Source organism: Neisseria leonii (genome assembly GCF_028776105.2).
Classification (GTDB): Bacteria; Pseudomonadota; Gammaproteobacteria; order Burkholderiales; family Neisseriaceae; genus Neisseria; species Neisseria leonii.
The window spans coordinates 1,172,532-1,195,329 of sequence record NZ_CP145606.1 but is presented as its reverse complement, the minus strand read 5'-3'; the positions used below and the strand labels follow the sequence as shown (position 1 = coordinate 1,195,329).

The window sequence follows — 22,798 nt, the reverse complement described above, 5'->3', positions numbered from 1 at the left end:
CCCTTTGAAACGGATAGAAATCACGATGACCGAACAGCAGAAACAGGAATACGGTGCCGACAGCATTCAGGTATTGGAGGGTTTGGAAGCAGTACGCAAACGCCCGGGTATGTATATCGGCGATACCCAAGACGGTTCCGGCCTGCACCATATGGTGTTCGAAGTGCTGGACAATGCCATCGACGAAGCCTTGGCCGGTCATTGCGACAACATCACCGTTTCCATCAATGCCGACGAGAGCATCACCATCGAGGACAACGGACGCGGTATTCCCACCGGTATCCACCCCAAAGAAGGCCGTTCGGCCGCCGAAGTCATTATGACGGTTCTGCATGCGGGCGGTAAGTTCGACAACAACAGCTATAAAGTTTCCGGCGGCCTGCACGGCGTGGGCGTGAGTGTGGTCAATGCCCTGTCCGACTGGCTCAAACTCACCATCTGGCGCGAGGGCAAAGAGCATTTTGTCGAATTCCGCCGGGGCGATGCCGTAGAGCCGCTGAAAGTGGCCGGAGACTGCGCGCCGGAAAAAAGCGGCACACGCGTTCAGTTTCTCGCCAGCGAAGAAACGTTCGGCGAAGTGCGCTATAAATTTGAAACGCTGGCCAAGCGGATCCGCGAGCTGTCGTTTCTGAACAACGGCGTGAAAATCGAACTCTTTGACAAGCGCGACGGCAAACACGAAAACTTCGCCGAATCCGGCGGTGTGGTGGGATTCGTCAAATACGCCACCGGCACCAAAAAACCGCTGCACGAAAAGATTTTCTACGCTGAGGGCGAAAAAGACGGCATGAGCGTGGAATGCGCCATGCAGTGGAACGAAAGCTATCAGGAAAGCGTGCAGTGCTTTACCAACAATATTCCGCAGCGCGACGGCGGCACCCATCTGACCGCTTTACGCCAAGTGATGACACGTACGCTCAACCACTATATCGCCGCCAACGAAATGGCGAAAAAAGCCAAAGTCGAAACCGGCGGCGACGATATGCGCGAAGGCCTGACCTGCGTGTTGTCCGTCAAACTGCCCGACCCCAAATTCTCCTCGCAAACCAAAGACAAGCTGGTGTCGAGTGAAATCGGGCCGGTAGTGAATGAAGTCATCAGCCGCGCGCTGACCGATTTTCTGGAAGAAAACCCCGGCGAAGCCAAAATCATCACCGGAAAAATCATCGAAGCCGCGCGCGCACGCGAAGCGGCGCGCAAAGCCCGCGAAGCCACACGCAAGAGCGTGATGAGCGGCGGCGGCCTGCCGGGCAAACTGGCCGACTGCCGCGAGAAAAATCCCGCGCTTTCCGAGCTGTATCTGGTGGAGGGCGATTCTGCGGGCGGTTCGGCCAAGCAGGGACGTGATAGCAAATTTCAGGCCATTTTGCCGCTGAAAGGCAAAATTTTGAATGTCGAAAAAGCCCGTTTCGAGAAAATGCTCGCCAGTCAGGAAGTGGCCACGCTGATTACTGCTTTGGGTGCGGGCATCGGCAAAGAAGAGTTCAACCCCGAAAAGCTGCGTTACCACCGCATCATCATTATGACCGATGCCGATGTGGACGGCGCGCATATCCGCACGCTGCTTTTGACCTTTTTCTACCGCCAGATGCCCGAGCTGATTGAGCGCGGCTATGTCTATATCGCCCAGCCGCCGCTGTATAAAGGCAAATTCGGCAAGCAGGAGCGTTTTTTGAAAGACGATAAGGAAAAAGACCAATGGCTGTTGGGCTTGGCCGTGGAAAAAGCGCGTCTGGAATCGGGCGGCAAAGTGTGGGAAGGCGGAGATCTGCTGGAATTGGCGCGCCAGTATCAGGCGGCGAAAAACGTGATTGCGCAGGAGAGCCGGATTATCGACGATCAGGTGCTGGCCGCGATGCTGGCACTGCCGCAGCCTTTGAGTCTGGCCGACGGCGCAGCCGCCGAAGCCTCGGCACAGGTGTTGGCCGCTTTGCTCGATGCCGGACAAATCAGTTTGCAGCCCTTGTCGTCGGAGGACGGCAGCCGTCATTTTATCCGCATCACGCGCCGTCTTTACGGCAATCAGGCGGTCAGCTATCTGGACGGTAAGTTTTTGGACGGCAAAGCCTATCAAACCCTGCTGCAAACCGCGCAGGCACTGGACGGCGTGGTACAGCCCGGTGCGGTGGTGGTGAAAGGGGAGCAGACGGTTGCGGTTGCCACTTTCGGCGAAGTGCTGGATACGCTGATGCAGTCGGTGCAGAAAGGATTGGTGATTCAGCGTTATAAAGGTTTGGGCGAGATGAATCCCGACCAGCTCAAAGAAACCACCATGCAGCCCGACCAACGCCGCCTGCTCAAAGTGCGGATTGAAGATGCGATTGCCGCCGACGAAGTATTTGTTACCCTGATGGGCGACGAGGTCGAACCGCGCCGCGCCTTTATCGAAAACAATGCGCTGCTGGCGCAGAATATCGATGTGTGATGCGGTATTTCAGACGGCCTCGAACGGAATATCCGCCAAGGCCGTCTGAAAAAAAAACGGCGTTGCGCTGCCGTATCGGCCTTTCGTATGGTTTGATGAGTCAGGCCGTCTGAATATCCCGACCGGGTTTCAGACGGCTTTTTGCCGGTTCGGCGGGCCGTTTGAATGCATGGGAGGGACAGGCAGACCTTGTCCGTGCGGCCGCCGTGGCGGTTCTGTATGGAATGAGAGGCCGTCTGAACAACCTGCAAACGGGTTTTCAGACGGCCTGAGTGCTGTTGCGGCCATTGCCGTTCAAATATGGTGCACCACCAGTTTTTTGCCGCCGTAATCCAGCACATCGACATCCATATCAAACAGAGCTTTGATGTTTTCGCGGGTAAAGATTTCATCGGGGCGGCCGGTTTGTGCCACTTCGCCGTTTTTCATGGCGACCACGAAATCGGCATAGGCGGCGGCCTGATTGATGTCGTGCAGTACCACCACCGTGGTGCGCTTGTGTTCGTGGGTGAGTTTTTTCAGCAGCTGCATCAGGCTGCGGGCATAATACATATCGAGATTGTTCAAAGGCTCGTCCAGCAGCACATATTCGGTACTCTGGCAGAACACCATGGCAATCATCGCCCGCTGGCGTTGGCCGCCGGAAAGCTCGGTCAGGTAACGGTGGGCAAAACTGTCGAGCCGGAATTCGGCCAGCGCGTTCTGCACAATTTCCCTGTCCTGTTCAGACGGCCTGCCCTGATGGTAGGGATAGCGGCCGAACATCAGCAGATCGCGCACGGAGATACGGCTGATGATGCTGTTTTCCTGAGTCAGTATCGATACGATACGCGCCAGTTCGGCCGTCGGTGTGGCCGATATGCTGCGGCCGTTGTAGGCGATGCTGCCGCCGCTTAGCGGTTGCAGGCGGGCCATCAGGGAGAACAGCGTCGATTTGCCCGCACCGTTGGGGCCGATCAGCGCGGTAATGCCGCCCTGCGGAATATCGAGGCTGACATTGTTGAGAATGGTGTGGCCGTCAATGGTGTGGCTGATATTGCGGATTTCGATCATGTTGCGGAAAGTTCACCGGATGGAAAAATAAATTATATAGAGCAGCCGCCGAAACGGCGGATACAGGGCATAGCTGCTTTGGCTGTGCGGGCGGTTCGCTGCTGCAAAGTATCCCGCAGCGGGATGCCGTCTGTAACAGCCGGCCCGGTATGGGTCGGCGGAAACCGGAAAATCAGGCCGGCCGGTCTGGCCGGTGCGTCCGTTTTGATACGGACGCCCCTCCTGTTCCGGCCATGCGGCGGTCGGGATTCCTGTTTCGGCGGTATTCACGCTATCCGTCAAATCCCGCGTACCGCCAGTACCTTTTTCAGACGGCCTGCCGTTTTTTCAAAACCAGCCACAGAAAAACCAGTCCGCCGGCAAATTCGACCACCACACTCAACACGGCTTTCATGCCCAATACATGCTCGAAGAGGGTTTGTCCCGCGACCAGCAGCAGGGCGGCGGTCAGAAAGACCATCGGCAGGCGAATGCTGTGGCTGACGGTACGCGAAAACCAATTGGCCAGTGCCACCGCCAGCAGGCCGAAAAAGCTGACAGGCCCGCCGAACGGGCCGACTACGGCCACCGATACCGATACCAGTACGGATACGCAGACCAAAATCAGCAGAGCATGGCGGGCATAGGAAATACCGAGATTGACGGCCTGGTCTCGCCCCAGCAGCAGCACATCGAGACGGTGGCGTTCGCGCCACACAAACAGCGCGGTCAGCAATACCATCAGCGAACCGATACCGAGCATTTCCCGATTGATGCTGTTGAACGAGGCAAAGGTATAGGCTTGTGCGACGGCAAATTCTTCCGGATCAATCAGACGTTGCAGCAGGGAAGAGAGGCTGCGGAACAGTACGCCGAAAATCACGCCGATCAGAATGACCCGTGCCAAATCGCGGCCGCCCTGTTTGAGCAGGATCCGGAACAGCAGCAGGGAGCCGCCGATCATGGCGGCCAGTTCGAAACCGAACTTGCCCAAAGGCGGCAGGTGGGTATAACCCGCACCGCCCAGCACCACCACCAGCAGGGTTTGCAGAAAAACATAGAGCGACTCGAAACCGAGCAGGGAGGGTGTGAGAACGGGGTTGTTGGTCAGCGTTTGGAACAGTAATGTCGATACGCCCGCCGCATAGGCCACCATCAGCAAAGCAGCCAGTTTGGCTGCACGCAGCGGCAGCACAAATGCCCAGTTGCCGCCGGCATTGAGCGTCATAAACAGAGTGCAGGAGACTGCCAGCAGCACGGCGGCCAGCAGTACGGGGCGGGTGTATTCAGACGGCATGGGTGTTCTTTCGCAATAACAGATACAGAAACAGCACCGTGCCGACCACGCCGAACACCGTCGCTACGGGAATTTCAAACGGAAAGCGGATCAGACGGCCGATAATGTCGCAGGCGAGTACCATGCACGCGCCCATCAGCGCGACTAAGGGCAGGCTTTGGCGCAGCCTGTCGCCCATGATGCGCGAAACGATGTTCGGCACCACTAGTCCGATAAACGGGATATTGCCGACTGTAACCAGCACAAGTGCGGTAATCAGCGCGACAATCATCAAACCCGCCCATAAAACGGCGTTGCGGTTCAGGCCGAGACTGACTGCCACACTTTCGCCCAACCCGATGATGGTCAGCCGGTCGGCAATCAGATAGGCGCATACGGCGAGAAAACCGGTCAGCCACAGCAGTTCGTACCGCCCCAGCAGCACGCCCGAAAATTCGCCCTGCAACCAAACGCCCAACACTTGAAGCATTTCCGTTTCATATGCGATAAACAGTGCCGCCGATTCGATGACGCCGCCGAAAATAATGCCCACCAGCGGTACCATCAGCTGCGCGGTGGGCGGCAGGCGGCGGATCAGCACCATAAAGACCAGCATACCCGCCAGCGCGGAAACGGCCGCCGCCGCCATTTTGACGCTCAGCGCGGCGGCGGGGAACAGCAGTACCGTCAGCAGCAGACCCAAAGCCGCACTTTGCCCGGCACCCACCATCGAAGGTTCGACAAAACGGTTTCTCATCAGAATCTGCATAATCATGCCGGCCACAGCCAGCGATGCGCCGGTCAGGATAATGGCCAGCGTGCGCGGCAGGCGGCTGATCAGCATCAGCTGCATATCGTCGGAAAACTCGAACAGCCGCCCCCAATGGAAGTCGGCCACGCCTATCGACAGGCTGAGGGCAGACAGCACGAGCAGGGCGGCAAAGCTGTAAAAATAATAGGAAGGGGATTTGGCGGGCATCATTGAAACGGTAAAAGCCGGTTTTCAGACGGCCCCGCAAGCCTGAGGCCGTCTGAAAATACATGGCGGTTATTTGGCCGCGTTAAAGGCATCTTTGAGCTGGTTGAAGCCGTCGATCAGATTCTGCGCACCTCCGGCTGCCAGATAGGCCCCGGGCAGCAGATAGACCACTTGGCCTTTTTTCCAGGCTTCGGTTTCCGCAACCAGCGGATTGTCCAGAACGTCTTTGGCGGCCTGTCCTTCTTCGCCGATGGCGGCAGAGCGGTCAAGCACAAACAGCCAGTCGGGGTTTTGCTGTTTGATGTATTCGAACGACACAGGCTGGCCGTGGCTGCCTTCTTTGATGTTTTCGTCGGCGGTCGGCACGCCCAAATCGCGGTGAATCCAGCCGCCCAGACGCGATTCGGGGCCGAAGGCGGAAATTTTGCCGTTATTGACGATAATGACCAAACCGCGTCCTTTGCCCTGTGCGGCCTGTTTGGCGGCCTCGTAGGCTTGGTTGATTTCGTTTTTCAGCGCGTCCGCTTCGGCCTGTTTGTCGAAAATGCGTGCGAAATCGTCGATGCGCTGAATAGTGCTTTCGCGCATATTGGCCGTATCGGCGGTCATTTCGATGACGGGGGCGATTTTGCCCAATTCGTCAAATGCTTTGGCCGTGCGCGAGCCGGTAATAATCAGCTGCGGCTTGTAGGCGTTGAGCACTTCGTAATTCGGCTCGAACAGCGTACCCGCTTTCTGTGCATTTTCGATGGCCGGTTTCAGATAATCCAGACCCACAGTATCCAATGACGCGCCGGGTTTGATGCCCAGTTTTTGCAGCGTATCGAGCATACCCAGGTCGTAAACCGCGATGCGTTCGGGCAGGCGCGGTACGGCCGCTTCGCCGCGTGCGGTGGCGATGCGCACCAGATCCTGATTGGCGGCGGCCGAAGCGGCAGTATCGGCTTTGCTGCTGTCCTGCCCCTGAGGCGAGCAGGCGGCCAAAACGGCCAGGCACAGGGCAGTTGCGGTCAGACGGAATGTTTTCATGTTATCGAACTCCACGGAAAGAACAAAGGCCGTCTGAAAAAGCGCAGGCTGCGGTTTTCGGACGGAGCTGCTGGTTTTAAAGTTTAAATTTGATAATAATTCTCTGTTATTTTAGCACCGGAAGCTCTGCCTGCCAAGCGGGCGGTACCGGCTATTCGGCCGCGCTGCCGCCGTGATGCGGCAGGGGGTGCCGGTCTGCCCGACTGCGGATAATTGTAAAAAAATGTAATCCCTATCTTGAAGTTTACTGAGAAGGCTTTATTTGCGCGCTGTTCAAAAGAAACCCGATACCGGGTTTGTATCTGCCCCGTGCGGGTTTGACTTTCAATCTTATGGAGAATACACATGAGCATTCGTCCCCTGCATGACCGCGTGGTCGTGAAACGTGTTGAAGCTGAAGAGAAAACCGCTTCCGGTATTGTGCTGCCGGGTGCGGCTGCCGAGAAACCCGACATCGGCGAAGTACTGGCCGTAGGCGAAGGCCGCCGCAACGAAGCGGGCGAGCGCGTGGCTTTGGATGTGAAAGTCGGCGATAAAGTCATTTTCGGCAAATACAGCGGCCAGTCCGTCAAAGTGGACGGCGAAGAGCTGCTGGTGATGCGCGAAGAAGACATTTTCGGCGTTCTGGCTTAATCCGGCACGGTTACCTGATACAGAGGCCGTCTGAAAAGCGGAACTGTCGGCTTTCAGACGGCCTGTTCAAGAAAATCGAATTTATTTTTGGAGATTGAAATGGCAGCAAAAGATGTTCAATTCGGCAATGAAGTACGCCAAAAAATGGTGCGCGGTGTCAATGTTCTGGCCGACGCGGTAAAAGTTACCTTGGGCCCGAAAGGCCGCAATGTGGTTCTGGACCGCGCATTCGGCGGCCCGCACATTACCAAAGACGGCGTGTCTGTCGCCAAAGAAATCGAATTGAAAGACAAATTCGAAAATATGGGCGCGCAAATGGTGAAAGAAGTGGCTTCCAAAACGTCCGATGTGGCGGGTGACGGTACCACCACCGCTACCGTTCTGGCGCAAGCCGTAGTAGCCGAAGGCATGAAATATGTGGCCGCCGGCATGAACCCGACCGATCTGAAACGCGGTATCGACAAAGCGGTTGCCGCTTTGGTTGAAGAGCTGAAAAACATTGCCAAGCCCGTTCCCGAGAAATCGAAAGAAATCGCCCAAGTGGCTTCCATTTCCGCCAACAGCGACGAAGCTATCGGCGAAATTATCGCCAAAGCCATGAACGAAGTGGGCAAAGAGGGTGTGATTACCGTGGAAGACGGCAAATCACTGGAAAACGAAGTGGAAGTTGTGAAAGGTATGCAGTTCGACCGCGGCTACCTGTCGCCTTACTTTGTTACCGATGTGGAAAAACAGATTGCCGCGCTGGACAGCCCTTGGGTTCTGCTGTTCGATAAGAAAATCAGCAATATCCGCGACCTGCTGCCGGTGTTGGAACAAGTGGCCAAAACCAGCCGTCCGCTGCTGATTATCGCCGAAGACGTAGAAGGCGAAGCCTTGGCGACATTGGTGGTCAACAATATCCGCGGCATTCTGAAAACCGTGGCCGTTAAAGCCCCTGGCTTCGGCGACCGCCGCAAAGCCATGTTGCAGGATATTGCCATTCTGACCGGCGGCACCGTGATTGCCGAAGAAGTCGGCCTGTCGCTGGAAAAAGCCACGCTGGACGATTTGGGTCAGGCCAAACGTATCGAGGTGGGCAAAGAAAACACCACCATTATCGACGGTTTGGGCGACAAAGCTCTGGTAGAAGCGCGTGTGAAGGAAATCCGCCAGCAGGTTGAAACCGCCACCAGCGATTACGACAAAGAAAAACTGCAAGAGCGCGTGGCCAAACTGGCCGGCGGCGTGGCCGTCATCAAAGTGGGTGCGGCCACCGAAGTGGAAATGAAAGAGAAAAAAGACCGCGTCGATGATGCGCTGCACGCTACCCGTGCGGCCGTTGAAGAAGGCGTGGTGGCCGGCGGCGGTGTCGCACTGCTGCGTGCCCGTGCCGCTTTGGGCAAAGTGGAAACTGCCAACAGCGATCAGGAAGCCGGTGTGCAGATCGTTTTGCGCGCGATTGAAGCACCTTTGCGCCAAATCGTGAAAAACGCAGGTGGCGAGCCGAGCGTGGTGGTAAACAAAGTGTTGGAAGGCGAGGGCAACTTCGGTTACAACGCAGGTAACGACACTTACGGCGACATGATCGAAATGGGCGTACTGGATCCGGCCAAAGTAACCCGTTCTGCATTGCAGCATGCCGCATCAATTGCCGGCCTGATGCTGACGACCGACTGCATGATTGCCGAAATTCCTGAAGACAAACCGGCTGTGCCCGATATGGGCGGCATGGGAGGAATGGGCGGCATGGGCGGTATGATGTAAACCGTGCTGTACCGAATCGCACCCCGCTTCGGCGGGGTGTTTTAATTTGTGTTAAAGATAATGGGAAGCGGATGAGCGATTGATCTTTACACGCTTTTTGAGAAAACGGAGAAAGATTAAAGTTTCTGTCAAATCATGCGTGTTATGCTTACAGGGTTTTCCGGCCGCCATATGGTACAGACGGCAGCCGGGTTCCCTGTGCTTCCATGCTTAAATAAGGAATCTGAAAAAATGATTGCAACGATTATTATCGGTTTCATCGTCGGCGTACTGGCGAAATTCCTGCATCCGGGCAAAGACAATCTGGGCTTTATCATGACGACGCTGTTGGGTATTGCCGGTTCGGTACTGGCCGGTTTTGTCGGCCAGTCTGCCGGCTGGTATGCGCCGGAACAGCCCGCAGGCTGGATTGCTTCGACTTTGGCTGCGGTGGTGATTCTGTTTGTTTACACCCGCGTGGTTAAAAAATAAGCCTGAACGGTAAGTGCCGGACGCTGTATGCGTCCGGTTTTTTATTGGGCGGGAGGTGTACCGTCTGCGGTGTTATAATCAACCATAAAAGTTTAGACATCAGGCCGTCTGAAAATGAGTGAAATCAAGCAAAAGATTATCCGTCAAACCCGCGAACGGGGCGGGCTGGTCACGGCATTGCGCGAGAAGGCGCTGGATATTGTGCTGGGTGAGCAGCAGGTGATTAAGGCTTATCAGGTGCTGGCACGTCTTCAGGCAGACAGTGAAACGCCGCTGGCTCCGCCTACGGCCTACCGTGCCTTGGATTTCTGGGTAGAGCAGGGCGTGCTGCACAAAGTGGCGGCGGTGAACGGCTATGTGGTGTGTGCCCATGCACGGCATGAGTGCGGGCAGCATTGTGCGGCACCGGCGCAGGCAGACGGCCACAGTGCGTTTATTTTGGTGTGCACCGAATGCGGCGTGGTGGACGAGCAGTCACTGCGTCAGGAGTGGGGTGCGTTGCGCCATGCGGTGGCCGACAGCGGTTTTATGCTGACGGAAGAACATGTTGTATTAACAGGGGTGTGTGCAGAATGCCGGCAAAAACAAAAGTCCATCTGATTTCCGGTTTTTTGGGTGTGGGCAAAACCACGGCACTGAAAAGCCTGATTGCGCAAAAAAGGCCGTCTGAAAAATGGGTGGTGGTGGTAAATGAATTTGGCGAGGTCGGCATCGACGGCGCGGTTTTGACGCAAGACGGCATTCCCGTTGCGGAAATTGCCGGCGGCTGCCTGTGCTGTGCGGCAGGGGCGGATATGGGCGATACCGTTGCCGCACTGCTGAAAGCGCAGCGGCCCGACCGTATGATGATTGAGGCCAGCGGGCTGGCGCATGCGGCCGGTGTGATTGACGAGCTGCGCACCAAACGGTTCGAGAAGGATTTGGAAGTGGCTGCCGTGTTTACGGTGGTGGATCCGCGCCAGTTCATCAATCCCGACTATGCGCGCCAGCCGCTGTATCAAGATCAAGTCGGGGTGTGCGATGTGCTGGTGGCGAGTAAAACCGATTTGTGTACGGCGGAACAGTTGGCTGAGTTCCGCGAAAAAGCCGCCGCGCTGTTTCCGCCGAAAGCTAAAATTGTCGAAGTGCAGAATGCGCGTTTATCGCCCGAATGGCTGGATATTGCCGTCGCGGAAAAACCGCGTTACCGCCTCAAAACCCTGCCCGACAGCAGCATGGGTTATCAGTCGCAGGGGTTTACCTTTCCTGCGGGACGCGATTTCGACGGCGAAAAGCTGACACGTTTTTTCGACGATTTGCCGCAGATGGCCGAAGGATTGGTACGCGCCAAGGGTGTGTTTCAGATTTTGGGTACTTGGGTCTGGCTCAACTGGGTGGACGGACAATGGGGGGCGAATCAGGTGGCGTGGCGGCGGGACAGCCGCTTCGAGCTGATTGCGAAAGCATTTGATGCCGATGAAATTGAAAAACGGCTTTATGCGGCGTTGGAGTGAGCCATAGGTTTGCCCAACCGCGAGGCCGTCTGAAAACGGCATGGCGGGAAGTTAAAATCAGCAAAAAGGACAAACGGTGCGGCGTTTGTCCTTTTTGCTGTCTGAGAAGGCGGTTTAGTTTTGACCATCCAGCCAGCGTTCGGCATCCAGTGCCGCCTGACAGCCGGAAGCCGCGCTGGTAATGGCCTGGCGGTAGGTGTGGTCTTTCACGTCGCCCGCCGCCCATACGCCTTCGATATTGGTCAGGCCGACATTGTCGCCGCTGCCGCCACGGGTTTTCAGATAACCGGTTTCGTCCATATCGAGCTGGCCTTGGAAAATATCGGTGTTGGGCTTGTGGCCGATGGCGATGAACACGCCCTGAACGGCAATGTCTTCGCTGCTGCCGTCGTTGAATTTCAGCCGCGCGCCGTTGACGCCTTTTTCGTCGCCCAAGATGTCGTCCAGATTGGCGTTCAGTTTCAGGACGATTTTGCCTTCTTCCACGCGCTTCATCAGTTTATCGACCATGATTTTTTCCGCACGGAAAGTGTCGCGGCGGTGGATCAGGGTAACCGTGTTGGCGATGTTGGCCAGATAGAGTGCTTCTTCCACGGCGGTATTGCCGCCGCCGACCACGGCGACATCTTGGTTTTTATAGAAGAAACCGTCGCAGGTGGCACAGGCGGAAACGCCGCGTCCGGCAAATTGTTCTTCGGCGGGCAGGCCGAGATATTTGGCCGATGCACCGGTGGCGATAATCAGTGCGTCGCAGGTGTATTCGCCCATATCGCCGGTGAGCCTGAACGGGCGTTGCTGCAATTGGGCGGTGTGGATATGGTCGAAAATCATTTGGGTGCCGAAACGTTCGGCATGGGCTTGGAAGCGTGCCATCAGTTCGGGGCCCTGCACGCCGTCGGCATCGGCCGGCCAATTGTCCACTTCGGTGGTGGTCATCAATTGGCCGCCTTGTGCCAGACCGGTGATGATGACCGGTTCGAGATTGGCGCGGGCAGCGTAAACGGCAGCGGTGTAACCGGCGGGGCCGGAGCCGAGAATAATCAGGCGGTGGTGTTGGCTCATGGGAAATCCTTTTTCCTGTCAGAGGATAATGAAAAATAGAAAGCGTATCTCAGGCCGTCTGAAACGGGACAGCGGTGTTTCGGCTTCGCAGAAACCCACTGTGCTGTTTTAGCTTCACAAAATCCACGCCGCTTGTTTTCGCTCCGCAGCAACCCGCTTTGCCCGTTTTTGGGTTTCGCAGGAATCCACGGCGTTCGTTTAGCTTCGCAGAAACTCACTTCGTTCGTTTTAGCTTCGCAGAAACTCGCTTCATTCGTTTTAGCTTCGCAGAAACTCGCTTCGTTCGTTTTAGCTTCGCAGAAACTCACTTCGTTCGTTTTAGCTTCGCAGAAACTCACTTCGTTCGTTTTAGCTTCGCAGAAACTCACTTCGTTCGTTTTAGCTTCGCAGAAACTCACTTCGTTCGTTTTAGCTTCGCAGAAACTCACTTCGTTCGTTTTCAGACGGCCTGTCGTGTATCAGCGGCGGCGTTTGCCGAAACCGAAGCCGCTGCGGCGCGGCTGTTTGTAGTTGGGCTGCGCCTGTTGGGTTGGGCGGTACTGCGGCTGGCGGGCATTTTGTGCGGCCTGCTGGCGCGGGGAGAGGGTAGCGGGGGCTTGCGCGGTGCGGCCCCGGTACTGCTGCGCGTATTGGGTGCGCACCTGTTGGGCGGCGGGGCTGCCGGCCGGGGCTTTGGCGAATTTGTTGGCCAGCGCATTGCCGATAAAGGCACCGGCCGCCGCGCCGATCAGGCTTTGCAGCAGCCAAGAGCCGGTCGAGGGGTCGTACATATACTGCTGGCCGTCGTTGCCGGTAACGACTGCGCCGTTTTTACCCTGTTCCTGCGCTTGGGCGGACAGGGTTTCGTTGACCGCTTCAGGTTGCAGCTGGTAAACGGTTTGATCTTGGGCGGCACCGTTTTGCAGGGCTTGAAGTTGTGCCTGCTGTTGGGCGATCTGTTCCTGCTGGGCTTTCAGCTGCGCTTCGAGCTGCGCCTGTCGGTTGTCGCCGCAGGCGGCCAGCAGCAGGGCGGCGGCGAGTATGGCGGGCGTGTATTTCATCGGGTTTCCTTATGCGAAAGATGCGCCGCAGATAGCGGCGGTTTGCGGATTTTCAAGCATTGTAGCCTGTAAAAAGGCCGTCTGAAAACCGGATTTGGCTATTTTATGGCGGCGATAGTGAAAGCGTGTGGCAGAAGGGTTAAAAATATTTATAATGCATAAAATGATGTCGGCATAAGGGCGGTGTGATGAACGGCAGGCAGGCGGGTTTTATGTTGCCGCAATGGCTGGCGGCGTGGGCGGTTGCGGCGGTTTTGCTGGCGGCGGCATGGCCGGGCTTATCGGGCTGGGCGGTACAGCGGCGTTTGGAAACGGCGGCGCAGCAGACGGTGTTGCTGCTCTCGTCGGCGCGCAGCGAAGCGGTGCGGCTGAATCTGCCGGTGTATGTCTGTCCCGTACAGATCCGCAGCGACGGTAATCCGAATGCGTATTGTCGTCCGGCATACCGTTTGCAGGGCTTGGCGTCGTGGGCGGACAGCGATGCCGACGGTTTCTACCGCCGGGGTACCGATATTGCCCTGCGCAGTGTGGCTTTCCTGCAGGGTGTAGAAGAGTTTTCGCTGCGGCCGTTTTCAAGCTCCTGCCGCCCTTTGGACGACGGCGCGCGGATGCCGGCTTTTTTGCCCGACGGGCGTTTGGTGTGGGCGGCATGGGCGGCGGGGAAAACCAATGGCGCGCGGTTTTCAGACGGCCTGATACGGCTGCATTTGGCCGCCGGGACGCGCAGTACGGTGGTTTGGTTGGATGCGGGCGGTTCGGTTTCGGCGGCGTGTGCACAGGAGGAATTGTGAAACGGACGGCGGAGGGGCATCAAACGGTTTCGGCCTATGGGGCAGCACCGGTGCGGCAGACAGAATGGGGCGGCAGGGGACAGTGCGGTTCGGGCTTGGTGGAAGTGATGGTGGCTGCCCTGCTGTTGGCATTGGGTGTGGCGGCCTGGCTGGCGGTTCAGGCACGGGCTGCGGGCGCGGCGCGGACGGCAGCCGTCCAGGCTGCGGTGGTGAGTGAAGTGCAGCATCTGTATGAAGCGATGACGGCGGCGGCCGACCTGCCCGAAGGCGCGGCGGTATTTGGCGCAACGCTGCCCGCCGCCGCTTGCGACAGCTGGCCGCAATCGTGGCAGGCGCAGGATTGGGCGGCGTTCCATTTATGCCGTTTTCAGACGGCCTTGGCAGCGTTGCCGGTACAGACGGCGTGGACAGTCTGCCGCGACGACCGCGCCGCACCGGTGCAGATCACGGGCGGCAGGGTGGATTTCGTCTGCAACGGGCGCGGTGCCTGGACGGTCAAAGTGGTGTGGCAGGCGGGCGGGGTATGGTCGGCACAGCGGCCGTGGTACAGCCATCAGGCGGGTGTGGCGCAGTAGGGGGGCGTATGCGGGATCAGGCGGGGTTCGGTTTGATTGACGTGCTGCTGGCGGCAGCCTTGGGCGCGCTTTTGGTGGCGGCTGCCGCTTCCACATATACAACGGCAGCACGCCTGAACCGGGCCGCCGCCGCCGTGTTGCAGTACCGGCAGCCGCTGCATGATTTGTGGCGGCAGCTGGCCGACGATGTGCGGCAGGCGGGCAGTTTCGGCTGCTTTTATGCCGAACCGCAATGGGCGGCCGAAAACGGGTTTTCAGACGGCATAACGGATTTGTCGGGCAATGTGCTGCAACTGGCTTACGGCAGCGGCAGTGCGCGCTTTGACGGACAGAATTGGCAGACTTCGGCCGCCGACGGCAGTGCATTGGCCGAGGGCGGCGAGTGGCTGGCGGCAGATTGCGCCGGTTTGCGGTCGGAGCCTGCGCCGCAGTGGCAAAACCGGACGGGCGGCTTGGAGCGCACTGCCGCCGCACCGCCCGGCACACAGGCAGACGGCAAAACGCTGCTGCTGCGCCGCAACCGCATTGTTTACGGCCTCGGTTCGGACGGTCTGTACCGTTGGCAGAACGAGGGCGGCGCGCGGCTGATTCTGCCCGGCGTGAAAAGCTGGCGGTGGCAGGCGGGCTATCCGCTGTGCGAAAACGGCCGCGTAACCGGCTGGCGGCAGACGGCGGAACAGGCGGGAGCGGCGGCATGGCTGCTGTTTGAAGTCCGTCTGGATAAGGGAGACGGCGAAATGCAGACGCACGGCGGCACGGTAGCGGTGCGCGGGGGCGGACGATGCGCGGCGTGAACGAAAAAGGCTGGGTGCTGCTGTTTACGCTGGTGGTATTGCTCGGCGTGAGCCTGCTGGTGTGGGCGGCGGTACAGTTTTACTTCGGCGCGCAGCAGCGTTACCGTCTCGATGCCGACCGCCAATGGGCATTGCAGGCGGCTGAAACGGCTTTGGCCGCCGCCGAGACGCGCATTGTCCGGGAAAAACTGGCCGATGAAGCCGCATTGGCACGCTTCGGCGAAAACTGTCCGAACGGTTTGTGCCTGCCCGGCAGGACGGCGGTTTGGCTGAGGGAATGCGGCAGACGGCCCTGTCTGGAAACATGGGGGGTAAAAGTGGCGGTACGCGGCAAAACGGCCAAACCGCCGCGTTATCTGATTGAGTATTTGGGCACGCAGGACGGGGCGGAAATCTTCCGCATCACCGTACGCGCGTGGGGCGCGCACCCGAATACGGCGGTAACGCTGCAAAGCCATGCGGCATGGGAGTAACGGAATGAAGCGGCAGTCGGGATTCGGTTTGATGGAAATGGCGGTGGTGCTGGTTTTGGCCGCGCTGCTGGCGGGGGTGGCCGTACACTCGTGGCAGCACAGCCGTGCCGAAGCCGCCGAAGCGGCGGTGCAGACACTGTTGTGGCAGCTTCTGGGCGACATCGAGGCGGAAAATCTGAAAAGGCCGTCTGAACCGTGGGACAACGGCCGTTTGCAGACCCTGCTGGCGGCCTATCCCGATCAGGGCGGGGGCTACCGTTTTTCGCTCCAAGTGGAGGGCGGGACGGTTTATCTGACCGCATTGCCCGACCGTGCGGCAGCGCGCGCGGCTTGGGCGGAAGTGTCGCGCGGCGTGTATTGGTGTACGCAGGCGCAGGCGGCGCAAAATCATGACGAAACGGCGTGCAGCCGGTTTTAGCCTGATTTGTGGCCGTCTGAAAATACGGTACAATCCGCTACTTTCTGCCGCTTTGAGGCAGGTTCTGTTTGTCCGCATTCGGGCAGGAGGGGCGCGTATGCCCCAATTGATACGGTTGCGGCAGTGGTCGGGCGGTGCGAAACGTCTTGTCTGTTTAGTGGTTGCAAAACCGTTGGGCGCGTTGGTTTGCTGACCTTGTTGCACTTGTTGGTTTCGCAGAAACTCCCGTGTAGGTCGGATACTTGTATCCGACTCATGCGTTTTAGCCCATGTAGGTCGGATACTTGTATCCGACAAAAACAGTTTCATTCGTTTTAGCCCCGCAGAAACCCGCTGTGCTTGTTTTACCCGCTGCGTTCGTTTTAGCTTCGCAGAAACAGTGCCGCGCACCGTTTTCAGACGGCCTGCGGGTTGCCTTTATGTTGAGAATGATCCCGATGAAAAAGAAAATTTGCGCTATCGTATGTTTCACGGCTTTGGCCGGTTGTGCCCAAACCGTACCGCCGCAGCGTGCGGACAGTCCGCCTGTTCAAGCCTCTCTGCCGCAGCGTGCGGAACTGCTGGCCGGAAAATGGCAGTGTGAAGCCTCTCTGCCCAATGCGCTGATCCGAACCGATGCCCTGTTCCGCCGCGACGGTACTGCCGAGGGACAATCCTTGATTACTATTGCGTTGGGCGAAGGTGCGGTATGGCGGTTTATGCAGGAAAATCAAAGCAGATGGCGTATTGACGGCGGGCATTATTTCGAGCAGCAGGTTGCTAAGCCGAAAGTGTGGATGCTGCCTGCCGAGAGTCAGTCCGAGCGTATCCTTTTGCGGATGTTGGAAAAAAGTAATCCCGCGCTGGCCGGTTTGAAGGCCGAAGCCTTGCGTGAGCTGGGTGCATTCGATGAGCGGGAAATTTCTGCCGAAATTGTCCGGCTGGATGCGCAGAATTTTGTCGGCAAACTGACCAAGGACGGCATGGAAGTGATGCAGACCTGCACACGTGTTTGAATCTTTGGAAACCCGATATGCGGCAGCGGCGGATTGTGTACCGGCTGCCTGCACCAAAAGCGCGTCGGCAATCCGCCCTTGCCGGAGCGATACCGATGCTGAAAAGGCATTCTGAATGACCCCCTTAGATTATTGTCGTGAAAAAGCCGCTGCCAGCGGTTCGAGCTTTTTATCCGGCTTCCGCTTTCTGCCGTCTGAAAAACGTGATGCGCTGGCCGTTCTGTACGCTTATTGCCGCGAGCTGGACGATGTGGTGGACGACTGCCGCGATGCGGGCGTGGCGCAGACGACGCTGGCATGGTGGCGCGCCGATTTGGCTGCTGTCTTTTCAGACGGCCTGCCTGCGCATCCGGTCAATCGGGCTTTGAAAACTGTGGCGGCGGATTATGCTCTGCCCGAGGCCGAACTGGCCGAGTTAATCAACGGTATGCAGATGGATTTGAATCAGATGCGCTATGCCGATTTTGCCGCGCTTCAAACTTATTGCTATTGCGTGGCCGGCGTGGTGGGGCGGCTGATTGCGCGTATTTTGGGTTTTTCCGATGCGGCAACTTTGGTATATGCCGAAAAACTCGGTCTGGCCTTGCAGCTGACGAACATTATCCGCGATGTGGGCGAAGATGCACGCATGGGGCGGATTTATCTGCCGGTGGACGAATTGCAGCGTTTTGATGTGCCGGCGGCGGATATTTTGAACGCGCGGGACAGTGAAGCATTTGCCCGCCTGATGGCATTTCAGATTTCGCGTGCCGAAGCGGTGTACCGCGAAGCCGTTGCACTATTGCCGAAAGCCGACCGCAAACGGCAGAAAGTCGGTTTGGTGATGGGGGCGGTGTATTACGCGCTGCTGCACGAAATCCGCCGCGACGGCGCGCACAATGTGCTGCGCTACAAAATCGCGCTGCCCTCGGCGCGCAAAAAGCGCATTGCCCTGAAAACCTGGCTGTTCGGATTTCGGCCGTGAGCGCGCGAAAGCAACCGAAAATCGCCGTTATCGGTGCGGGGTGGAGCGGGCTGGCGGCGGCGGTGTATTTGAGCGGCCGCGCCGATTTGACTGTATTCGAGGCGGGCAGAACCGCAGGCGGCCGCGCGCGTACGCTGGCGGGCGATCAGGCGGGTTTCCGCTTTCTCGACAACGGCCAGCATATTTTGATGGGCGCGTACCGCAGCGTGGCCGAACTGATGGACAAAATCGGCAGCCCGGCCGGTACGCTGCGCCAACTGCCGCTGCAATGGTATCTGGCCGACGGCTTGCAGTTTCAGACGGCCGACCTGCCTGCGCCGTGGCATCTGCTGGCCGGTATTGCCCGCGCGCGCGGCATCGGCTGGTACGAAAAATGGCAGCTTTTGCGCCAAATGGCCGCGCTGAAAAAGGAAACGCGCGATGTGGCAGCAGCGGTATGGTTGCGTGAGTGCCGCTGCCCGCCGGTTTTAGTGCGCGATTTCTGGCAGCCTTTGATTTGGGGCGCGCTCAATACGCCTTTGGAGCAGGCAGGGATACAGTTTGTGCGCGCGGTGTTGCAGGACGGCGTTTGGGCAGATAAAAATGCGGCGCAATACTGGCTGCCGCAAAGTGATTTGGGCAGCATCGTACCCGAACCGGCGGTGCGTTATCTGCGTGAACAGGGGGCGGATTTGCGGTTTTCGCAGCGGGTAAGCCGTCTGAAAACCGCTGTGGGGCGCAAAGTGGCGGTGGACGGTGAATGGTTCGACGGCGTCGTGCTGGCCGTGGCACCGTATCACGGCGCGGCGATGCTGCCCGAAGAGATGCCCGAAGAATGGGTGTCGGCATGGCGGAATACGGCGTATCATGCCATTACCACGGTTTATCTGCGCTACGGTCGTGCCTTTTCGCTGCCCGCGCCGATGACCGGCTTGGCCGACGCAACGGTGCAGTGGTTTATTGCGCGTGAAGATGTGGCAGGGCAGGCGCAAGAAGTGGCGGCGGTTATCAGCGTATCCGACCGGTTGCCGCCGCACGATACCCGGCAGTGGGCAGCAGCCGCGCACCGCGATTTGTTGAGACTGGTGCCGAACCTGCCCGAGCCGCAGGCCGTGCGCGTGATCACCGAAAAACGCGCCACCGCCGCTTCAACCGCCGGCCGCCGCCTGCCCGACTGCACTTGGCTGCACCGGCAGGGGATTTATCCGGCGGGCGACTGGCTGCACCCGCGCTATCCGGCCACGCTGGAAGCCGCCGTGCAGAGCGGGCGCGCCGCCGCCGAAATGATGATTGACGAATACGGAATGTAAACAGGAGATAATGATGTCGGGAAAATTGCAGGGACGCACCATTTTGGTTACCGGCGCTTCACAGGGCGTGGGCGCGCGCGTGGCCAAAACCTATGCGCAGGAAGGCGCGACGGTGGTGCTGGTGGGACGCAGCCGCAAAAAACTGGAAAGCGTGTATGACGAAATTGCAGCGGCGGGCGGCCCCGAGCCGTTTGCCGTCTGTCTGGACCTTTTGACAGCAGAAGAAAAGGAATTTGCCCAACTGGCCGAAACCTTGGCCGAATCCGCAGGCAGCCGTTTGGACGGTATTGTGCATTGCGCTTCCTATTTTTACGCCCTCTCGCCGCTGGATTTTCAAACCGTGGCCGAATGGGTCAACCAATACCGCATCAACACCGTCGCGCCGATGGGACTGACCCGTGCCCTGCTGCCGCTGCTGAAAAATTCGCCCGATGCGTCAGTGTTGTTCGTCGGCGAGAGCCACAGCGAAAAACCGCAGGCCTATTGGGGCGGCTTCGGCGCGTCCAAAGCGGCACTCAATTACCTGTGCGGCGTGGCGGCCGACGAATGGAGCCGTTTCGACAATCTGCGTGCCAATGTTCTGGTTCCCGGTGCGGTCAATTCGCCGCAGCGCGAAAAAACCCACCCGGGCGAGTCGTCGGCGGAACGCCGCAGTCTGGACGACATCATGCCGCAGTTTGTCTATTGGGCAGGTGCGGAAAGCAGGGGACGCAGCGGCGAGATTGTGTATCTGTAAGTCTGAAAATGGTAGGTCGGATTCTTGAATCCGACAGTGCGGGAGTGTGGATAATGTCGGATATAGAGTCCTACCTACGTTTGTCGGTTGCGGCACGCACTGTCCCATAGAAAGTAGCAGGTCGGATACCGGTATCCGACTCTTTCTTATTCGGATAGATTGGATTCGGAACAGTAGGCCGGATTCTTGAATCCGACAGTGCGGGAGCGTGGAAAATGTCGGATACGGAGTATCCGACCTACCTGTTTTAGCCGTTTTCAGACGGCCTGCCGCGCGAAATCAAAACAGTACGGATACTGTTTCGGGCAGCTGCCTTTGCGTAGGTCGGATTCTTGAATCCGACATGAGCGGTAACGTGGAGATGTCGGATACGGAGTATCCGTCCTGCGTCGGGGTGATGCACGGGGGAGTAGACAGACACAGGCCGTCTGAAACGGGGTTTTCAGACGGCCTCGGGTTTGACTGACGGATTTTGCCAATGCCTGCCGCGGTTTGCGGCAGGCGTTTTTGCTTTATGCGCTGCGGCGCGGGTAGCAGGGGCCGCGGCCGTTGATGATTTCCTGCTGCGATTCGATCCAGTTTTCGCAGGCGGCGGTCAACTCGGCTTCGTTGCCGCTTTGGTGGGCAACCGGCGGGCCGATGACGACATCGATGGTGCCGGGGTATTTCAGAAAGGAGTTGCGCGGCCAGAATTCGCCGCTGTTGAGTGCGACAGGCAGCAGATCCATTTCAAACAGTTTGGCCATGCGCGCGGCACCGGGCTTGTAGCGGCCGCGGCTGCCGGGCGGAACACGGGTGCCTTCGGGGAAAATCACAATCCAGAAACCCTCGCTTTTGCGTGCCAGACCCTGCCGGAGCAGCTGTTCGGAGGCGTGCAGACTGGTGCGGTCGATGCCGATGGTTTTGACCCATTTCAGCCCCCAGCCGAACAGCGGGATTTTGAACAGTTCGCGTTTGGCGACGAAAACCAGCGGCGGGAAGATGACTTGTGAGGCGAGGGTTTCCCAGCCGCTTTGGTGTTTGGCGCAGACGATGGTGGGGCGGTCGGGAATGTTTTCGGCACCGCTGATGCGGTATTTGAGGCCGATGACGTGTTCGAGCGACCACATCAGAATCTGTACCCAGCAGTGCGCCACGCGGCGGATGCCGTTGGGAAACAGTGCGCCCGCCATCAGAAAGGGAAACAGGAGAATCAGGCTGAATACCAGAATCAGCCAGTAAATCAGGTTACGAATCAGCAGCATGGTCGGCTTCCGTGCGGTGTTCTTGAATCAGGTGTTGGGCAAAGGCGAGCAGACTGTCGAAGATTTGGGTGTGCTCGGGCAGTTCGTCGCCGTGCCGGGACAAGGTTTTCTTGCCTTTGCCGGTCAGCACGAGAATGGGTTTGCCGCCCACAGTTTCGACAGCCTGCAAATCGCGCAGACTGTCGCCCACCATATAAACCGTTTCGGCACGGGCGTTGAAGCGGGCGATGATGTCTTCCACCATGCCGGGGGCGGGTTTACGGCAGGTGCAGCCCGATTCGCCTGTGTGCGGGCAGAACCAGATGCCGTCGATGTGGCCGCCTGCCTGCTGGACGAGCTTGTGCATTTTATTGTGCATTTCGGTCAATTCCTGCATGGAGAAATAGCCCCGTCCGATGCCCGACTGGTTGGTAGCGACGGCCAGTGTGTAACCGGCCTGCGTGAGAAAGGCGACGGCATCCATGCTGCCTTCTATCGGCACCCACTCATCGGCCGATTTGACGAAATCGTCCCGGTCTTGGTTGATGACACCGTCGCGGTCGAGAATAATCAGTTTCATGGCAGTTTTCCGTATTCAGCGTTCAGACGGCATCAGCGTGGCCTGCCAGCGGTCGAAGGCCGTCTGAAAAACGGCGTCGAGACGCTGCCGGCAGGCGGCGTTGTCGGGCGTGCGGTAGAAATCGTTCTGCGTTTCCAGCCCCAGCGCGGCGAAATAATCGGTCATAAAATGGCCGTAGCCTTCGTCTTCGTCGGCATAGTAATAGCGGGTGAAGCGGTTGCCCAAGTCGTTGAAACAGGCGGTGTCGATACCGCCGTTGAGCCGTTCGAGAACGAAAGCGGCACCGGAAATGCGCCCGCTCTGCATATAGGCGAAACCGTCCAGCGCGGCGGCCGCTTCGCTGTGCAGATTTTGCGACACCGCCCAAGCGTAGTAATAGCCGATATGGTGTGCGGCATGGCACTCGGGCAGGCCGGACGGATAGTGTTCGTCCAAATGAAAAGAAATATGGTCGTAGAGCATGGCGGTTGTCCGGGTCGTCGAGCGGGAATTATAACGGTAACGGGCCATTTGCAAAACAGGCCGTCTGAAAACGGTGCGGGCACCGTTTCTGCAAAGCTAAAAAGGGTGCAGCGGGTTAAAACCCATCACAGTGGGTTTGCGGAGCTAAAATGAGCGAATTGCTTTTGTCGGATACGAGTATCCGACCTACATGAGAACACAGCGGGTTTGTGAAGCTAAAACACGCAGGCGGGGTTCTGCATCAGCTAAAACGGGCGAAATGGTTTTTGTCGGATACAGGTATCCGACCTGCATGAGGACGCAGCGGGTTTC

Annotated in this window: 25 protein-coding genes; 15 read left to right on the top strand and 10 right to left on the bottom strand. The window is 58.2% G+C overall.

The features are described from left to right. Positions 1-25 precede the first annotated feature (25 nt). On the top strand, positions 26-2,425 hold the full coding sequence (gene gyrB, locus ORY85_RS05720; RefSeq protein WP_274572064.1) for a DNA topoisomerase (ATP-hydrolyzing) subunit B: 2,400 nt from the start codon (positions 26-28) through the stop codon (positions 2,423-2,425). A gap of 294 nt (positions 2,426-2,719) precedes the next feature. Here the strand turns inward: gyrB and ORY85_RS05715 are convergent, their stop codons facing one another. From ORY85_RS05715 to ORY85_RS05700, 4 genes are all read right to left on the bottom strand, one after another. Beyond that, complete coding sequence (locus ORY85_RS05715; RefSeq protein WP_274572063.1) at positions 2,720-3,478, bottom strand: ABC transporter ATP-binding protein; 759 nt, start codon at positions 3,476-3,478, stop codon at positions 2,720-2,722. Positions 3,479-3,785: 307 nt separating this feature from the next. After that, entirely contained in the window at positions 3,786-4,754 is a 969-nt protein-coding gene (locus ORY85_RS05710; protein WP_274572062.1) for an iron chelate uptake ABC transporter family permease subunit, read from the bottom strand. Next, on the bottom strand, positions 4,744-5,712 hold the full coding sequence (locus tag ORY85_RS05705; protein WP_274572137.1) for an ABC transporter permease: 969 nt from the start codon (positions 5,710-5,712) through the stop codon (positions 4,744-4,746). The genes ORY85_RS05710 and ORY85_RS05705 overlap by 11 nt, the downstream gene beginning before the upstream one ends. A 69-nt stretch (positions 5,713-5,781) precedes the next feature. Beyond that, positions 5,782-6,741, bottom strand: coding sequence for a siderophore ABC transporter substrate-binding protein (locus tag ORY85_RS05700; RefSeq protein WP_274572061.1), 960 nt, complete (start codon positions 6,739-6,741; stop codon positions 5,782-5,784). Positions 6,742-7,086: 345 nt separating this feature from the next. Between ORY85_RS05700 and groES the strand changes: the two genes are divergently transcribed. The 5 genes from groES to ORY85_RS05675 all read left to right on the top strand — a co-directional run bounded on the left by groES (position 7,087) and on the right by ORY85_RS05675 (position 11,084). Further along, positions 7,087-7,374 (top strand): co-chaperone GroES, encoded by a 288-nt coding sequence (gene groES / locus ORY85_RS05695; RefSeq protein ID WP_274572060.1) that lies wholly within the window; start codon positions 7,087-7,089, stop codon positions 7,372-7,374. A gap of 99 nt (positions 7,375-7,473) precedes the next feature. Beyond that, a complete protein-coding gene (groL, locus tag ORY85_RS05690) occupies positions 7,474-9,120 on the top strand; it encodes a chaperonin GroEL (protein ID WP_274572059.1) in 1,647 nt (548 codons plus the stop codon). Positions 9,121-9,351: 231 nt separating this feature from the next. Beyond that, positions 9,352-9,591 (top strand): GlsB/YeaQ/YmgE family stress response membrane protein, encoded by a 240-nt coding sequence (locus ORY85_RS05685; protein ID WP_274572058.1) that lies wholly within the window; start codon positions 9,352-9,354, stop codon positions 9,589-9,591. 114 nt (positions 9,592-9,705) lie between these two features. Beyond that, positions 9,706-10,191, top strand: coding sequence for a Fur family transcriptional regulator (locus ORY85_RS05680; RefSeq protein WP_274572056.1), 486 nt, complete (start codon positions 9,706-9,708; stop codon positions 10,189-10,191). After that, complete coding sequence (locus ORY85_RS05675) at positions 10,164-11,084, top strand: GTP-binding protein (protein ID WP_274572055.1); 921 nt, start codon at positions 10,164-10,166, stop codon at positions 11,082-11,084. The genes ORY85_RS05680 and ORY85_RS05675 overlap by 28 nt, the downstream gene beginning before the upstream one ends. Before the next feature lie 114 nt (positions 11,085-11,198). On the opposite strand, the gene trxB is transcribed toward ORY85_RS05675, so the two are convergent. Genes trxB through ORY85_RS05660 form a run of 3 tightly spaced genes read right to left on the bottom strand, consistent with a single transcriptional unit; the run spans position 11,199 to position 13,186 of the window. Then, positions 11,199-12,146, bottom strand: a complete 948-nt coding sequence (trxB, locus tag ORY85_RS05670) for a thioredoxin-disulfide reductase (protein ID WP_274572054.1) — start codon at positions 12,144-12,146, stop codon at positions 11,199-11,201. Then, positions 12,143-12,574, bottom strand: a complete 432-nt coding sequence (locus ORY85_RS05665; RefSeq protein WP_338577770.1) for a hypothetical protein — start codon at positions 12,572-12,574, stop codon at positions 12,143-12,145. Before ORY85_RS05665 ends, trxB begins: the two co-directional genes overlap by 4 nt. 30 nt (positions 12,575-12,604) lie before the next feature. Beyond that, positions 12,605-13,186, bottom strand: coding sequence for a hypothetical protein (locus ORY85_RS05660; RefSeq protein WP_274572051.1), 582 nt, complete (start codon positions 13,184-13,186; stop codon positions 12,605-12,607). 212 nt (positions 13,187-13,398) lie between these two features. Here ORY85_RS05660 and ORY85_RS05655 point away from each other — a divergent pair, with 212 nt between their 5' ends. The 9 genes from ORY85_RS05655 (at position 13,399) to ORY85_RS05615 (ending at position 20,221) form a co-directional block, all read left to right on the top strand. Then, on the top strand, positions 13,399-13,977 hold the full coding sequence (locus tag ORY85_RS05655) for a GspH/FimT family pseudopilin (protein ID WP_274572049.1): 579 nt from the start codon (positions 13,399-13,401) through the stop codon (positions 13,975-13,977). After that, entirely contained in the window at positions 13,974-14,552 is a 579-nt protein-coding gene (locus ORY85_RS05650) for a hypothetical protein (RefSeq protein WP_274572048.1), read from the top strand. The genes ORY85_RS05655 and ORY85_RS05650 overlap by 4 nt, the downstream gene beginning before the upstream one ends. Then, positions 14,501-15,346, top strand: coding sequence for a hypothetical protein (locus tag ORY85_RS05645; RefSeq protein WP_274572047.1), 846 nt, complete (start codon positions 14,501-14,503; stop codon positions 15,344-15,346). The genes ORY85_RS05650 and ORY85_RS05645 overlap by 52 nt, the downstream gene beginning before the upstream one ends. Next, a complete protein-coding gene (locus tag ORY85_RS05640; RefSeq protein ID WP_274572046.1) occupies positions 15,334-15,819 on the top strand; it encodes a pilus assembly protein in 486 nt (161 codons plus the stop codon). Before ORY85_RS05645 ends, ORY85_RS05640 begins: the two co-directional genes overlap by 13 nt. A gap of 4 nt (positions 15,820-15,823) precedes the next feature. Further along, positions 15,824-16,237 (top strand): prepilin-type N-terminal cleavage/methylation domain-containing protein, encoded by a 414-nt coding sequence (locus ORY85_RS05635; RefSeq protein ID WP_274572045.1) that lies wholly within the window; start codon positions 15,824-15,826, stop codon positions 16,235-16,237. Positions 16,238-16,674: 437 nt separating this feature from the next. Then, the gene (locus ORY85_RS05630) at positions 16,675-17,232 is read left to right on the top strand and encodes a hypothetical protein (protein ID WP_274572044.1); all 558 of its coding nucleotides are present in this window, start codon (positions 16,675-16,677) and stop codon (positions 17,230-17,232) included. Between the two features lie 115 nt (positions 17,233-17,347). Beyond that, positions 17,348-18,196, top strand: coding sequence for a presqualene diphosphate synthase HpnD (hpnD, locus tag ORY85_RS05625; protein ID WP_274572043.1), 849 nt, complete (start codon positions 17,348-17,350; stop codon positions 18,194-18,196). After that, positions 18,193-19,485: a hydroxysqualene dehydroxylase HpnE gene (gene hpnE / locus ORY85_RS05620; RefSeq protein ID WP_274572042.1), complete on the top strand. Its 1,293-nt coding sequence runs from the start codon at positions 18,193-18,195 to the stop codon at positions 19,483-19,485. The genes hpnD and hpnE overlap by 4 nt, the downstream gene beginning before the upstream one ends. Before the next feature lie 13 nt (positions 19,486-19,498). Continuing rightward, complete coding sequence (locus tag ORY85_RS05615; RefSeq protein WP_274572136.1) at positions 19,499-20,221, top strand: SDR family oxidoreductase; 723 nt, start codon at positions 19,499-19,501, stop codon at positions 20,219-20,221. A gap of 512 nt (positions 20,222-20,733) precedes the next feature. On the opposite strand, the gene ORY85_RS05610 is transcribed toward ORY85_RS05615, so the two are convergent. From ORY85_RS05610 to ORY85_RS05600, 3 genes are read right to left on the bottom strand one after another with little or no spacing between them, the layout of a single operon-like run. Next, on the bottom strand, positions 20,734-21,465 hold the full coding sequence (locus tag ORY85_RS05610) for a 1-acyl-sn-glycerol-3-phosphate acyltransferase (protein WP_274572041.1): 732 nt from the start codon (positions 21,463-21,465) through the stop codon (positions 20,734-20,736). Then, on the bottom strand, positions 21,449-22,024 hold the full coding sequence (gene gmhB / locus ORY85_RS05605) for a D-glycero-beta-D-manno-heptose 1,7-bisphosphate 7-phosphatase (protein WP_274572040.1): 576 nt from the start codon (positions 22,022-22,024) through the stop codon (positions 21,449-21,451). The genes ORY85_RS05610 and gmhB overlap by 17 nt, the downstream gene beginning before the upstream one ends. Positions 22,025-22,039: 15 nt before the next feature. After that, the gene (locus ORY85_RS05600) at positions 22,040-22,486 is read right to left on the bottom strand and encodes a hypothetical protein (RefSeq protein ID WP_274572039.1); all 447 of its coding nucleotides are present in this window, start codon (positions 22,484-22,486) and stop codon (positions 22,040-22,042) included. Positions 22,487-22,798 lie beyond the last annotated feature (312 nt).